Annotated in this window: 14 protein-coding genes; 1 reads left to right on the top strand and 13 read right to left on the bottom strand. The window is 68.4% G+C overall.

Annotated elements, in window-relative coordinates; genetic code table 11:
• Nucleotides 1–47 precede the first annotated feature (47 nt).
• From P7V53_RS02050 to trpE, 9 genes are all read right to left on the bottom strand, one after another.
• On the bottom strand, nt 48–476 hold the full coding sequence (locus P7V53_RS02050) for a biopolymer transporter ExbD (RefSeq protein ID WP_280153817.1): 429 nt from the start codon (nt 474–476) through the stop codon (nt 48–50).
• A gap of 26 nt (nt 477–502) precedes the next feature.
• Nucleotides 503–1,408, bottom strand: coding sequence for a MotA/TolQ/ExbB proton channel family protein (locus P7V53_RS02045; RefSeq protein ID WP_280153816.1), 906 nt, complete (start codon nt 1,406–1,408; stop codon nt 503–505).
• A gap of 55 nt (nt 1,409–1,463) precedes the next feature.
• Nucleotides 1,464–2,114, bottom strand: a complete 651-nt coding sequence (locus P7V53_RS02040; RefSeq protein ID WP_280153815.1) for an energy transducer TonB — start codon at nt 2,112–2,114, stop codon at nt 1,464–1,466.
• Between the two features lie 143 nt (nt 2,115–2,257).
• Nucleotides 2,258–2,977 carry a uracil-DNA glycosylase gene (locus tag P7V53_RS02035; protein ID WP_280153814.1) on the bottom strand — a complete coding sequence of 240 codons (720 nt, stop codon included), beginning with the start codon at nt 2,975–2,977 and terminating at the stop codon, nt 2,258–2,260.
• The gene (gene trpC, locus P7V53_RS02030) at nt 2,974–3,762 is read right to left on the bottom strand and encodes an indole-3-glycerol phosphate synthase TrpC (protein ID WP_280153813.1); all 789 of its coding nucleotides are present in this window, start codon (nt 3,760–3,762) and stop codon (nt 2,974–2,976) included. Before trpC ends, P7V53_RS02035 begins: the two co-directional genes overlap by 4 nt.
• Entirely contained in the window at nt 3,759–4,793 is a 1,035-nt protein-coding gene (trpD, locus tag P7V53_RS02025; protein WP_280153812.1) for an anthranilate phosphoribosyltransferase, read from the bottom strand. Before trpD ends, trpC begins: the two co-directional genes overlap by 4 nt.
• Nucleotides 4,794–4,805: 12 nt before the next feature.
• A complete protein-coding gene (gene ltaE / locus P7V53_RS02020; protein ID WP_280153811.1) occupies nt 4,806–5,816 on the bottom strand; it encodes a low-specificity L-threonine aldolase in 1,011 nt (336 codons plus the stop codon).
• Nucleotides 5,813–6,397 (bottom strand): aminodeoxychorismate/anthranilate synthase component II, encoded by a 585-nt coding sequence (locus P7V53_RS02015; RefSeq protein WP_280153810.1) that lies wholly within the window; start codon nt 6,395–6,397, stop codon nt 5,813–5,815. Before P7V53_RS02015 ends, ltaE begins: the two co-directional genes overlap by 4 nt.
• A gap of 1 nt (nt 6,398) precedes the next feature.
• Complete coding sequence (trpE, locus tag P7V53_RS02010; protein ID WP_280153809.1) at nt 6,399–7,883, bottom strand: anthranilate synthase component I; 1,485 nt, start codon at nt 7,881–7,883, stop codon at nt 6,399–6,401.
• Between the two features lie 394 nt (nt 7,884–8,277).
• On the opposite strand from trpE, the gene P7V53_RS02005 reads away from it, so the two are divergent.
• The gene (locus P7V53_RS02005; protein WP_280156412.1) at nt 8,278–8,892 is read left to right on the top strand and encodes a chalcone isomerase family protein; all 615 of its coding nucleotides are present in this window, start codon (nt 8,278–8,280) and stop codon (nt 8,890–8,892) included.
• Between the two features lie 17 nt (nt 8,893–8,909).
• Here the strand turns inward: P7V53_RS02005 and P7V53_RS02000 are convergent, their stop codons facing one another.
• From P7V53_RS02000 to otnI, 4 genes are all read right to left on the bottom strand, one after another.
• Nucleotides 8,910–10,202 carry a TRAP transporter large permease gene (locus tag P7V53_RS02000; RefSeq protein ID WP_280153808.1) on the bottom strand — a complete coding sequence of 431 codons (1,293 nt, stop codon included), beginning with the start codon at nt 10,200–10,202 and terminating at the stop codon, nt 8,910–8,912.
• Complete coding sequence (locus P7V53_RS01995; RefSeq protein ID WP_280156411.1) at nt 10,199–10,657, bottom strand: TRAP transporter small permease; 459 nt, start codon at nt 10,655–10,657, stop codon at nt 10,199–10,201. The genes P7V53_RS02000 and P7V53_RS01995 overlap by 4 nt, the downstream gene beginning before the upstream one ends.
• A 131-nt stretch (nt 10,658–10,788) precedes the next feature.
• Entirely contained in the window at nt 10,789–11,751 is a 963-nt protein-coding gene (locus P7V53_RS01990; protein WP_280156410.1) for a TRAP transporter substrate-binding protein, read from the bottom strand.
• Nucleotides 11,752–11,797: 46 nt separating this feature from the next.
• Nucleotides 11,798–12,604, bottom strand: coding sequence for a 2-oxo-tetronate isomerase (gene otnI / locus P7V53_RS01985; RefSeq protein WP_280153807.1), 807 nt, complete (start codon nt 12,602–12,604; stop codon nt 11,798–11,800).
• Nucleotides 12,605–12,614 lie beyond the last annotated feature (10 nt).

Raw genomic sequence — 12,614 nt, 5'->3', positions numbered from 1 at the left:
GGGCTGGGGGAGCGGTGCGTTCGGCGGTGCAACCGCCACCGAAGGGCTCAGCCCTTCGGCGGCGGTTCGGTGACGAAGCTGATCTTCTGGATCGCCGCGCGCTGGCAGGCGAACACCACCCGCCCGATGCTCTCGTAGCGCGTCTTCTCGTCGCCGCGGATGTGCACCTCCGGCTGCGGATTCATCGTCGCGATCTTCTTCAGCCGCTGGAACAACGCCTCGTTGTCCGCCACCAGCTGCGCGTTCCAGAACACATCGCCGTCCTTGTTCACCGAGATCTCGATGTTCTCCGGCTTGGTCTGCCGCGCAATGTTGCTTTCCTTGGGCAGGTTCAGCGCCACCGTCTGCGTCACCACCGGGATCGTGATCAGAAAGATGATCAGCAGCACCAGCATCACGTCCACCAGCGGCGTCGTGTTGATGGTCGAGACGACTTCGTCTTCGCCGCCGTCGGGGCTTCCGACGTTCATGGCCATGGCTTACTCCTCGCTCGAACCGGGCCTCAAGCCGGGCTCGTGCGCCGGGCCGCCCCAAGCCGGCCCGATCCCCCCGGGGGATCGGCTGGGATGCTTCCCAGCCGAGGGGCCGTCATGCCAGCGCCCATCAGCACGCCGTGCAGGTCGGCCGCGAAGCTGCGCACCGCTTCCATCGTCACCTTGTTGCGCCGCACCAGCCAGTTGTAGCCCAGCACCGCGGGCACCGCCACGGCCAGACCGATCGCCGTCATGATCAGCGCCTCGCCCACCGGGCCGGCCACCTTGTCGATCGACGCCTGCCCCGCGATGCCGATGGCCGTCAGCGCGTGATAGATGCCCCACACCGTGCCGAACAGCCCCACGAACGGCGCCGTCGAGCCCACCGTGGCCAGGAACGCCAGCCCGTCCTGCAGCCGCGACTGCACATCGTCCACGCTGCGCTGCACGCTCATCGTCACCCAGCTGTTGCGGTCGATGTGCTCGGTCAGCGCGCCTTCGTGGTGGTCGTTGGCCTGGATGCCGCTCTCGGCAATGAAGCGGAACGCGCTGCCTTCCTTGAGCGTCTTGGCCGCATCACCCAGGCTCGCATGCTTGAAAAAGCCCCGGCGCGCCGCCTTCGCCTCGCTGGCGATCTTCAGGCTCTCGTACAGCTTGGTGATCAGGATGTACCAGCTGCCCATCGACATGATCACCAGGATGATCAGCGTGCCCTTGGCCACGAAGTCGCCTTGCGCCCACAGCGCGCTCAGCCCGTACGGGTTGTCGATCGTCTCCTTGGTCGTCGATGCCGCCAGCGGCGCCGGCGCAGTGGCAGCCGCATCGGAGGCGGCCGGCCCCTGCGCGTGCACAGGCAGCGGCACGAACAGGGCCAGCAACGCGCACAGCGTGACGGCGAACAGGGCACGAAGAACAAGCGAATGGCGAAGCGACATGATGTTGAATCCGATCGGCAAGAGATGAATGAACGCAGCGGCAGGCAGGGCAGCGCTACTCGAGCTTGTAGCCAAAGGGCACCTGCACGAGGATCTCGCGGCCCTGGCCCTGGCACTTGTATTCGCCGACGATGCGCAGGCTGTTGCGCGCGAATACCGGGTGTGACGCGCTGACCACGCGGATGTCCTTGATGGCGCCCGTGGCCCCCAGCGTGAACTGGATGGTGGCGTCGCCCTTCTCCAGGCCTTGGCGAATGGCCTCCTTGGGGAAGCCTGCATCGCCCATCACGCTGGCGTAGTTGGAGCAGACCACCGCGGCCGACACCGGGGCGGGTGGGGCGGTCGGTGCGGGCGCCGGCGGCGTCACCGGTGCCATCGCGACCGGCGCGGGCGGCGGCGTCGGCGTGACGGCGGTGATGGTCGGCTGCACCGGCGGGGGCGCCTGCACCTGCACTTCCGGCGGCGGGATGAAGGGCGGCGGTGGCGCTTCGAGCCGCGGTGGCGGCGGCACGACGACCTCGGGAGGCGGCGGCGGTTTCTTCACCTCCTCGATCACCTTGGTATCGATCGGCGCGCGCACCACGTCGACGACCTTCTTCGCCAGGCCCGAGACCAGCGCATAGACCACGGCCACGTGCAACACCACGACGAACGAGAAGCCGACGGCGTGGCGCCGCGGATCCGCTTGCTGCTGGGAAAAGTTCATGTCCAAGGACTCCCGCTGGGGAGCAGACAGCCGGTCTGCCTGATTCCCCATTGATGCTACCAGTTTAGTACCAGTAATACCACTGCGTCAATTGGTATGGCTCATCTCACCCAGGCCGGGCCATACCAGTGCGAGAGAAAGCCTTACCAGACGATGGGCGGCGTATCCGGTCTGAGCTCGCGCAGCAGCGCGTTCGCCTGGCTGAAGTGACCGCAGCCGATGAAGGGCTGCGGCGGCCGCCGCGCGGACAGCGGCGATGGGTGGTTGGCCGTCAGCACCCGGTGCGGCGGCCGCTCGACCAGCGCGCGCTTGCGCTGGGCGGCGGCGCCCCACAGCAGGAAGACGACAGGCCGCGGCTGGGCCGCGACATGGGCCAGCAGCGCATCGGTCAGCGCCTCCCAGCCGCGTCCCGCGTGGCTTTGCGGCAGTCCGTCCTCGACCGTGAGCGCGGTGTTCAGCAGCAGCACGCCCTGGCGCGCCCATGCGCTCAGGTCGCCTCGGCACTGCGACGGCAAGCCGGTATCGGCCTGCACTTCCTGCAGCATGTTGCGCAGGCTCGGCGGCAGCTTCTGGCCCTCGGACACCGAGAAGGCAAGTCCCTGCGCCTGGCCCGGACCGTGGTAGGGATCCTGTCCGAGGATGACGACCCGCACCTGCGAGGGCGGCGTGAGCTCCAGCGCGCGAAACACGTTGGCCGGATAGACCACCGCGCCCTCGGCGACGCGACGGTCCACGTAGCGCGCCAGCTCCCCGCCCGCCGGGCTCGCGAGGAAGGCATCGGTGACCTGCTTCCACTGCGGCGCGACGCGCTCGAAGACCCGCGACAGCGGCTCGCGCAGGCCGTTGTCGGGCGGCACGCTCACGTGAACAGTTCGGCGAGCGCGACGCCCGGCTCGGGGGCGCGCATGAACGCTTCGCCGACGAGAAACGCATGCACGTCGGCATCGCGCATGCGCTGCACGTCGGCCCGCGTAAGGATGCCGCTCTCGGTGATCAGCATGCGGTCCGACGGCACCCGCGCGCGCAGGTCCAGGGTGGTGTCCAGCGTCACCTCGAAGGTGCGCAGATTGCGGTTGTTGACGCCGACGAGCGGCGTGGACAGCTTCAGCGCGCGGTCGAGCTCGGCACCGTCGTGCACCTCGACCAGCACCGCCATGCCCAGCGCGCGCGCCTGCGCTTCCAGGTCGGCCATCTGCGCGTCGGGCAGGCAGGCGACGATCAGCAGGATGCAGTCGGCGCCCATCGCGCGCGCCTCGTAAACCTGGTACGGATCGACGATGAAGTCCTTGCGCAGCACCGGCAGCGCGCAGGCGGCACGGGCCTGCTCCAGGTAGGCGCCGGCCCCCTGGAAGAACTGCGCGTCGGTCAGCACGCTCAGGCACGCGGCGCCGTGCTCGGCATAGCTGGCGGCGATCTCCGCCGGAACGAAACGCTCGCGCAGGACGCCCTTGCTCGGGCTGGCCTTCTTGACCTCGGCAATGACCGCGGATCGGCCGGCGGCGATGCGCTGCCTCAGCGCGGCCGCGAAGTCGCGCTGGCCGCCCAGCGATTCGGCGTCGCGGCGCAGCGATGCCGGGTCGCGCCGGGCCTTCGCCGCGGCGATCTCCTCGCGCTTGACCGCGATGATCCGGTCCAGGATGTTGCTCATGACGCCTGCAGCTCCTTGGTCCGGGCGACGAACTGGTGCATCTTGGCGAGCGCCTTGCCCGAGGCGATGACGTCGCGCGCGAGCGCCACGCCGTCGCCCATCGTCTTCGCGACGTTCGCCGCATACAGCGCCACGCCGGCGTTCAGCGCAACGATGTCGCGCGCCGGTCCCGGCTCGTTGTCGAGCACCGCGCGCAGCAGGGCCATCGACTGCTCGGGCGACTCGACCTTCAGCGTTCGGTTGCTGGCCATCGTGAGGCCGAAGTCTTCGGGATGGATCTCGTACTCGTGGATGCCGCCATCACGGTATTCGCCGACCATGGTCGCCGCGCCCAGCGAGACCTCGTCCATGCCGTCGCGGCCGTACACCACCAGCGCATGCTCGGCGCCCAGGCGCTGCAGCGCGCGCACCTGGATGCCGACCAGGTCCGGATGGAACACGCCCATCAGGATGTTGGGCGCATCGGCCGGGTTGGTCAGCGGACCGAGGATGTTGAAGATGGTGCGCACCCCCAGCTCCTTGCGCACCGGCGCGACGTTCTTCATGGCCGGATGGTGGTTGGGCGCGAACATGAAGCCGATGCCGGTGTCCGCGATGCACTGCGCGATCGCCTGCGGCGGCAGCGTGAGGGCCACGCCCATCGCCTCGAGCACGTCGGCGCTGCCCGACTTGCTCGAGACGCCGCGGTTGCCGTGCTTGCTGACGCGCGCCCCGGCGGCGGCAGCGACGAACATGCTGCAGGTGGAGATGTTGAAGGTGTGCGAGCTGTCGCCGCCGGTGCCGACGATGTCGACCAGGTGCGTCCGGTCCGCGACCTGCACCTTGGTGGAGAACTCGCGCATGACCTGCGCCGCGGCCGTGATCTCGCCGATGGTTTCCTTCTTCACGCGCAGGCCGACGAGCAGCGCGGCAGTCATCACCGGGGACATCTCGCCGCTCATGATGCGGCGCATGAGCGCCAGCATCTCGTCGTGGAAGATCTCGCGGTGCTCGATGGTGCGCGTCAGCGCTTCGTTGTTCGAGATGGCCATGGGCCGTCCTCCTCAGGCGTGGAAGTGTTCGCGCACCGCCGCGATCGCGCGGTCGATGCCGGCGGCGTCGACATCGAGATGCGTGACGAAACGCAGCTGGTAGATGCCGGTGGTCAGCACGCCGCGTGTCTTGAGATGCTCGACCAGTCCGGCCGCGCGCTCGCCGCGCGCCTCGACGAACACCATGTTGGTCTGTGGCGGCTCCACCGTCAGCTGCGGGATGCCTTGCAGCCCGTCGGCCAGCCGCTGCGCCAGCACGTGGTCGTCCTTCAGCCGGTCGATGTGGTGGTCCAGTGCGTACAGCGCGGCACCGGCGAGCACGCCGGCCTGCCGCAGGGCGCCGCCCAGCATCTTGCGCCAGCGGTGCGCACGCTGGATGAGCTCGCGCGGACCGACCAGCGCCGAGCCCACCGGCGCACCGAGGCCCTTGGAGAAGCACACCGACACCGTGTCGAACTGCCCGGCGATCTCGCGCGCCGGCACGCCGAGCCTGGCGGCCGCGTTGAACAGGCGTGCGCCGTCGAGGTGCGTCGCGAGCCCTCGCTTGCGGGCCAGCGCCGTCGCCTGCTCCGTGTAGGCCATCGGCAGCGCCTTGCCGCCGATCGTGTTCTCCAGCGCCAGCAGCCGGGTGCGCGCGAAGTGCGCGTCGTCGGGCTTGATCGCCGCCTCGATGTCGGCCAGCGCCAGCGTGCCATCGGGCTGGTGCGCGATCGGCTGCGGCTGCACGCTGCCCAGCACCGCGGCGCCGCCGGCTTCGTAGCGGTAGGTGTGCGAGGCCTGGCCGCAGATCACCTCCTCGCCGCGCTGGCAGTGGCTCATCGTTGCCACGAGGTTGCCCTGCGTGCCGCTGGTGACGAACAGCGCCGCCTCCTTGCCGAGCATCGCCGCGATGCGCTCCTGCAGCGCATTCACGGTCGGGTCGTCGCCGAACACATCGTCGCCGAGCTCTGCGCGCATCATCGCTTCGCGCATGCCGGGAGTAGGCCGGGTCACGGTGTCGCTTCGCAGGTCGACGATCTTCATGGTGCCAACTCCAGGAAGTTCTTCAGCATCGCGTGGCCGTGCTCGCTGAGGATGGACTCGGGATGGAACTGCACGCCCTCGAGCGGCGCCTTGGTGCCGGCGAGCTCGCGGTGGCGCACGCCCATGATCTCGCCGTCTTCCGACGTGGACGTGACTTCCAGCACCGCCGGCATGGTCTCGCGCTCGATCGCGAGGGAGTGGTAGCGGATCACGCTGAACTGGCGCGGCAGCGAGGTGTACACGCCGCGCTGGTCGGTGGTGATGACGCTGGCCTTGCCGTGCATCTGCTTCTGCGCGCGGATCACCTTGCCGCCCAGCGCAGCGCCGATCGCCTGGTGGCCCAGGCACACGCCGAGGATGGGCAGCTTGCCGGTGAAGGTCTGGATGGCATCGATGCAGATGCCTGCCTCGGCCGGCGAGCACGGCCCGGGCGACAGCACGAGGCGATCGGGCTGCAGCCCGGCGATGCCTTCCAGCGTGATCTCGTCGTTGCGGAACACGCGCACGTCTTCACCGAGCTCGCCGAAGTACTGCACGAGGTTGAAGGTGAAGCTGTCGTAGTTGTCGATCATCAGGAGCATTTCAGAAGCCCTCCTCGACCAGCTCGGCCGCGCGCAACAGCGCACGGGCCTTGGCCTCGGTCTCTTTCCATTCCAGCTCGGGCACCGAGTCGGCGACGATGCCGGCGGCGGCCTGCACGTACAGGGTCTGGTCCTTCACGATTCCGGTGCGGATGGCGATGGCCACGTCCATGTCGCCTGCGAAGCTGAGGTAGCCGCAGGCGCCGCCGTAGATGCCGCGCTTGACCGGCTCGAGCTCATCGATGATCTCCATCGCGCGGATCTTCGGCGCGCCGGTGAGCGTGCCGGCGGGGAAGGTCGCCTTCAGCACGTCGAGGCTGGTCATGCCGTCCTTCAGCAGGCCTTCGACGTTGCTGACGATGTGCATCACGTGCGAGTAGCGCTCCACGACGAAAGCCTCGGTCACCTGCACGCTGCCGGTCTTGGCGATGCGGCCGATGTCGTTGCGCGCCAGGTCGATCAGCATCAGGTGCTCGGCGCGCTCCTTCGGATCGCCCGACAGCTCCGTCTCCAACGCCTTGTCCTGCTCGGGCGTCGCGCCGCGCGGGCGCGTGCCGGCCAGTGGGCGGATCGTCACCTTGTCGCCTTCGGGTGTGTGTTCCTGGCGTACCAGGATCTCCGGGGAGGCGCCGACGATCTGGAAGTCGCCCATGTCGTAGAAGTACATGTAGGGCGACGGGTTCAGCGAGCGCAGCGCGCGGTACAGCGACAGGGGCGACTCGGTGTAGCGCTTGCGCAGGCGCTGGCCGATCTGCACCTGCATCATGTCGCCGGCGGCGATGTACTCCTTGCTCTTGAGCACCGCGGCGATGTAGTCGTCCTTCGAGAACTCGCGCTCCACGCCGTGCGCCGCGACGCGCTTGACCGCCGGCGCGGTGACGCTGTAGCGCAGCTTGTCGGCCAGCTCCGCCAGACGCCGCTTGCCCTTGTGGAAAGCCTCGGGCTGACCCGGGTCGGCGTAGACGATGAGGTACAGCCGCCCCGACAGGTTGTCGATGACGGCCAGCTCCTCGCATTGCAGCAGCAGCACGTCGGGCGTGTCGATGCCGCCGGTCTTCCGCGTCTTCGCGAGCTTGGGCTCGATGTAGCGCACGGCGTCGTAGCCGAAATAGCCGGCCAGGCCGCCACAGAAGCGCGGCAGGCCGGGCCGCAGCGCGACCCGGAATCGCTGCTGGTACTCCGCGATGAAGTCGAGCGGATTGCCGTCGTGCGTCTCGATCACCTCGCTGTCGGTGACGACCTCGGTGCGAAAGCCCGTGGCGCGCAGCAGCGTGCGCGCCGGCAGTCCGATGAACGAGTAGCGGCCGAAGCGCTCGCCGCCGACGACCGATTCCAGCAGGAAACTGTGCTTGCCGCCGCCCGAGGCGTAGGCGAGCTTCAGGTACAGCGACAGCGGGGTTTCGAGGTCGGCAAAGGCTTCCGCGATCAGCGGGATGCGGTTGAAGCCTTGTCCGGCGAGGCTCTTGAATTCAAGTTCGGTGATCACATCGAGGGCCCTCCACAGCCCGGCCGCGGCGCGCGGGGCGCCGGCATGGTGATGCAGTGTCGGAAAGTTCGGCGACCCGAAGGTCACCGGTGGAGCCGTGGGGCCTGGCCATCGAAGCGAAGGCGTTGCGGCCGCGGCGAGAACAAACCTGGCGTGTCAGGCGGCGAATGCCGCCGTGCGCATGGGATCAGGCCCGCCAGGGCCATGCTCCCCGGTCGTGCGACCCTCGGGTTTGCTTGCGCGGTGTGAACATCCGAAAAGTGTAGCAGCCGCGACGTCCCGGCTGCGCAGGCTTTGTGACATTGTGACTGGACACGTACGACCGTGCGAAGTGACACTCTCGTCCTTCCAAAGAGGGCCTCCGGCCCCATGACCATCCAGGAGTCGTGTCGTGATCCGTCGCCTTGCCTTGCTGGCCGCTGCCAGCCTCGTCCTCGCCTTGCCCGTCGCCAGCCATGCCGAGACCACCGAGGTGGGCGGCATCAAGTTCGAACAGACCACGCAGCTCGGCGGGACCAAGCTGCAGCTCAACGGCGCCGGCGTGCGCTACAAGGCGGTGTTCAAGGTCTATGCCGCCGGCCTGTACCTGCCCCAGAAGGCCGCCACCACCGAGGCCGTTCTCGCCGCCACCGGCCCTCGCCGCATGCACATCGTGATGCTGCGCGAGATCGACGCGAACGAGCTCGGCAAGCTGTTCACCCGCGGCATGGAGCAGAACGCCTCGCGCGAGGAGTTCTCCAAGGTCATCCCGGGCGTGATCAAGCTGGGCGAGATCTTCGCCGCGCGCAAGAAGCTCGCCTCGGGCGATTACTTCTCGATCGACTACGTGCCGGGCACCGGCTCGACGATCGTGGTGAACGGCAAGCCTGCCGCCGAGCCGATCAAGGAGCCGGAATTCTTCAGTGCGCTGATGAAGATCTGGCTCGGCAAGGCGCCGGCCGACGCGCAGCTGAAGGATGCGCTGCTCGGCGTCGCGAAGGCCGCGCCGGCGAAGGATCCGTTCAACTGACGCTGCGCGCCCGTCCTTCACTTGAACCCGAGCGCGTGCGGCAGCCACGTGCTCAAGGCCGGCACGAAGGTGATCACCAGCAGGATCAGCCCGTGCGCCCACAGGAAGGGCCTGAGCTCGCGCACCAGCGCGGTTAGCGGCACGCGCGACACGTTCGAGGTGACGAACAGCAGCCCGCCCACCGGCGGCGTGATCATGCCCAGCGTCAGGTTGAAGATCACCACCATCGCGAAGTGGATCGGTTCCACGCCGATCTTGGCCGCCACCGGCGCGAGGATGGGCACCAGCACCATCACGCCGGGCAGCGGCTCGATGAAGATGCCGAACAGCAGCAGGAACACGTTGACGGCCAGCAGGAAGCCGATCGCCGAGAAGTGCTGCGCCGCCATCCACTCGGCCAGCTTCTGAGGCATGCCCTCGATCGTCAGCACCCAGGCGAACGCGGCCGACATGCCGATGATGATCAGCACCGAGGCGGTGAGCAGCGCCGAGCGCGCCAGGATGTCGGGGAGCGCCTTCCATTCCAGCGTGCGGTAGATGTACTTGCCGCACACGAGCGCGTAGAACACCGCCACCACCGAGGCCTCGGTCGGCGTGAACCAGCCGGCGCGCATGCCGCCGAGGATGAGCACCGGCAGCAGCAGGGCGGGAAACGCCTTGACGCTGGTGACGGCGATCTCGCGCCAGCCCGGCTGCTCCTCGTCGCCGCGGTAGTTGCGCTGCGTCGAGATGCGCCAGTTGACGAAGCTCATGCCCAGCGCGATCAGCAGCCCCGGCAGCAGGCCGGCGACGAACAGCGCGCCCACCGAGACGCTCTCGTCCTGCAGCGCGTAGATGATCATGATGATCGACGGCGGAATGATGGGCCCGACGATGGCGGTGGCGGCCGTCAGCGCCGCCGCATACGCGCGGTCGTAGCCGGCCTTGTCCATCATGCGGATCATCATCGAGCCGGGACCGGCGGCGTCGGCCAGCGCCGAGCCCGAGATGCCCGAGAAGAACGTCAGCCCCACCACGTTGGTGTAGCCCAGCCCGCCGCGCTTGTGGCCGACGAACTGCGACGCGAAGCGCAGCAGCACCTCGGTCAGCGAACCGCCGCTCATCAATTCGGCGGCGAGGATGAAGAAGGGCACCGCCATCAGCGGAAAGCTGTCGATGCCGGTGAAGGTTTCCTTCAGCAGCACGAACAGCGGAAAGTCGGCGCCCAGGACGAGCGCGGTCAATGTGGACAGCCCCAGCGCGAAGGCGACCGGCACGCCGATCGCGAGGTAGACGCAGGCGCTCAGCAGCAGGATGAGGCTCGCGCTCATAGCGACGCGCTCGCGTTGGCATCGAAGTGCGCATCGCTCGCGAACACCCGCGCGCGCAGGTAGTCGCGCACGATCAGCAGCCAGTGCACCACCAGCAGCACGCCCCCCACCGGCATCGCCGCGTACACGTAGGCGAAGGAGATCTGCGTCGCCGCGGTCGTCTGGTATTGCGCGCGCAGCATGTACAGCCAGCCGTACCAGATCATGAAGCCGAAGAACCCGAGCAGCAGCAGCGCGATCACGCCGCGCAGCGCGACCGCGGCCGCGTGCGGCAGGCCGTCCTGTAGGTTCTCCACGGCGATGTGGCCGCCGTAGCGCAGCACCGGGCCCGCGCCGAGGAAGGTGAGCCAGATCATCAGGTGGCGCGCGACCTCCTCCGCCCATTCGATGGACTGGTCGGTGAGGTAGCGCAGCGCCACGTTGGCGAAGATGATGGCCGCCATCGCCGCCAGCATCACGATCAGCGCCCAGCGGTTGACCGCCAGGAATCGCCGCTCGAACGGGAATCCCTCGATGGACCTCGACCCATCCGCCTCGGGGATGCGGGCCGGCTTCGGAGCGGCCCGGCGCTCGGCCCGCGGCGATTTCACTTGACCGCCTGGATGGCCGCGATCCTGTCGGCGCCGAACTCCTTCGCGAAGTTCGCGTAGGCCGGCTGCACCGCTTTGCGGAAGCTCTCGCCGTCGACGCGCTCGACCACCTGCATGCCCTCCTTCTTGAGCTGCGCGATGCCGCTGGCCTCGTCGTCGTTGACCTTCTTGCGCTGCGCGGCAGCGCCCTTCTGCGCGGCCGCGACGAACAGCTTGCGGTCGGGCTCGGACAGCTTGTCCCACACCTTGGGCGACAGCAGGATCACCGCCGGCGAGTACACATGGCCGGTGAGCGACAGGTGCTTCTGCACCTGCGAGAACTTGGACGAGAGGATCACCGGGATCGGGTTCTCCTGGCCGTCCACGGTGCCCTGCTGCAGGGCGCCGAACAATTCGGGGAAGGCCATCGGCGTTGGCAGCAGGCCGAAGGTGCGGTAGCCGTCCATGTGCACCTTGTTCTCCATGGTGCGCACCTTCAGGCCGGCGGCGTCGCTCGCCTGCACGATGGGCCGCTTGTTGTTGGTCATGTGGCGAAAGCCGTTCTCCGTCCAGGCCAGGCCGATCAGGCCCTTGCCCTGCATCTTCTTCAGCAGATCCTGGCCGATCGGCCCGTCCATCACCTTGCGCGCATGGTCGTAGTCGCGAAAGAGGAACGGGATGTCCACGACCTTGACTTCCGGCACGAAGTTGCCGAGCGGTCCGGTCGAGGTGTTGGTGAGGTCCTGCGTGCCGAGCTGCACCGCCTCGATCTGCTCGCGCTCGCCGCCGAGCGCCGACGCGGGGAACTGCTGGCATTTGTAGCGACCCTGCGTGCTCTTCTCGAGCTCGTCGCAGAACGCCGTCGTGCCGACGCCGTAGTGCGATTCCTTGCTCGTCGCGTAGCCGATCTTCAGCACCGTTTGTGCCGAGGCGCCGGCAGCGGCGAGCAGCGCAGTCGCGGCGAGCGTGGAGGTCCACATCGTCTTCGTCATCACTTGTCTCCTGGCTGGGTGATCTCTTGCAGCTTCATGTGTCATTCGCTTGCGAGGCGCGATACGGAGCGAACCAGCCCAGCCCCGCCGACGTGCCCGCGCGCGGCCGGTATTCGCAGCCGACATGGCCCTGCCAGCCCAGCTCATCGAGCACCCCGAACAGGTAGGCGCCGTTCAGCTCCCCGGCATCGGGCTCGTGCCGCTGCGGCACGCCGGCGATCTGCAGGTGGCCGACCCGGCCCGTGGGCAGGTAGCGGCGCAGCTTCATCGCGACGTCGCCTTCGACGATCTGGCAGTGGTACAGGTCCATCTGCACCTTGAGGTTGCCCGCGCCCACCTCGGCGATGATCTCGTGCGCATGGTCCTGGCGATTGAGGAAGTAGCGCGGGATGTCGCGGGTGTTGATCGGCTCGATCAGCACGTCGACGCCGGCGCTGCGCGCCTGCTGCGCGGCCCACTCCAGGTTGGCCAGGTAGGTTGCGCGCAGCGCGGCGGCCTCGACATGGGGCGGGACGAGGCCTGCCATCACGTGGATGCGCGGGCAGCGCAGCGCCTGCGCGTACGGCAGCGCCTGCTCGACGAAGGCGCGGCGAAACGTCTCCTCGCGCCCGGGCAGGCAGGCCAGACCGCGCTCGCCGGCGTCGAAGTCGCCAGGCGGTGCGTTGAACAGCACCTGCGCGAGTCCCTGGTCGGCCAGGCGCCGGGCCAGTTCGGCCCGCTCGAACGCATACGGGAACAGGTACTCGACGGCACGGAATCCGTCACGCGCCGCGGCCGCGAAGCGGTCGAGGAAGTCGTGCTCCGTGTACATCATCGAGAGGTTGGCGGCGAAGCGGGGCATGGGTCGTCTC

The organism is Piscinibacter sp. XHJ-5 (genome assembly GCF_029855045.1).
Classification (GTDB): Bacteria; Pseudomonadota; Gammaproteobacteria; order Burkholderiales; family Burkholderiaceae_C; genus Albitalea.
This window is presented reverse-complemented; position numbering and strand designations above follow the sequence as displayed.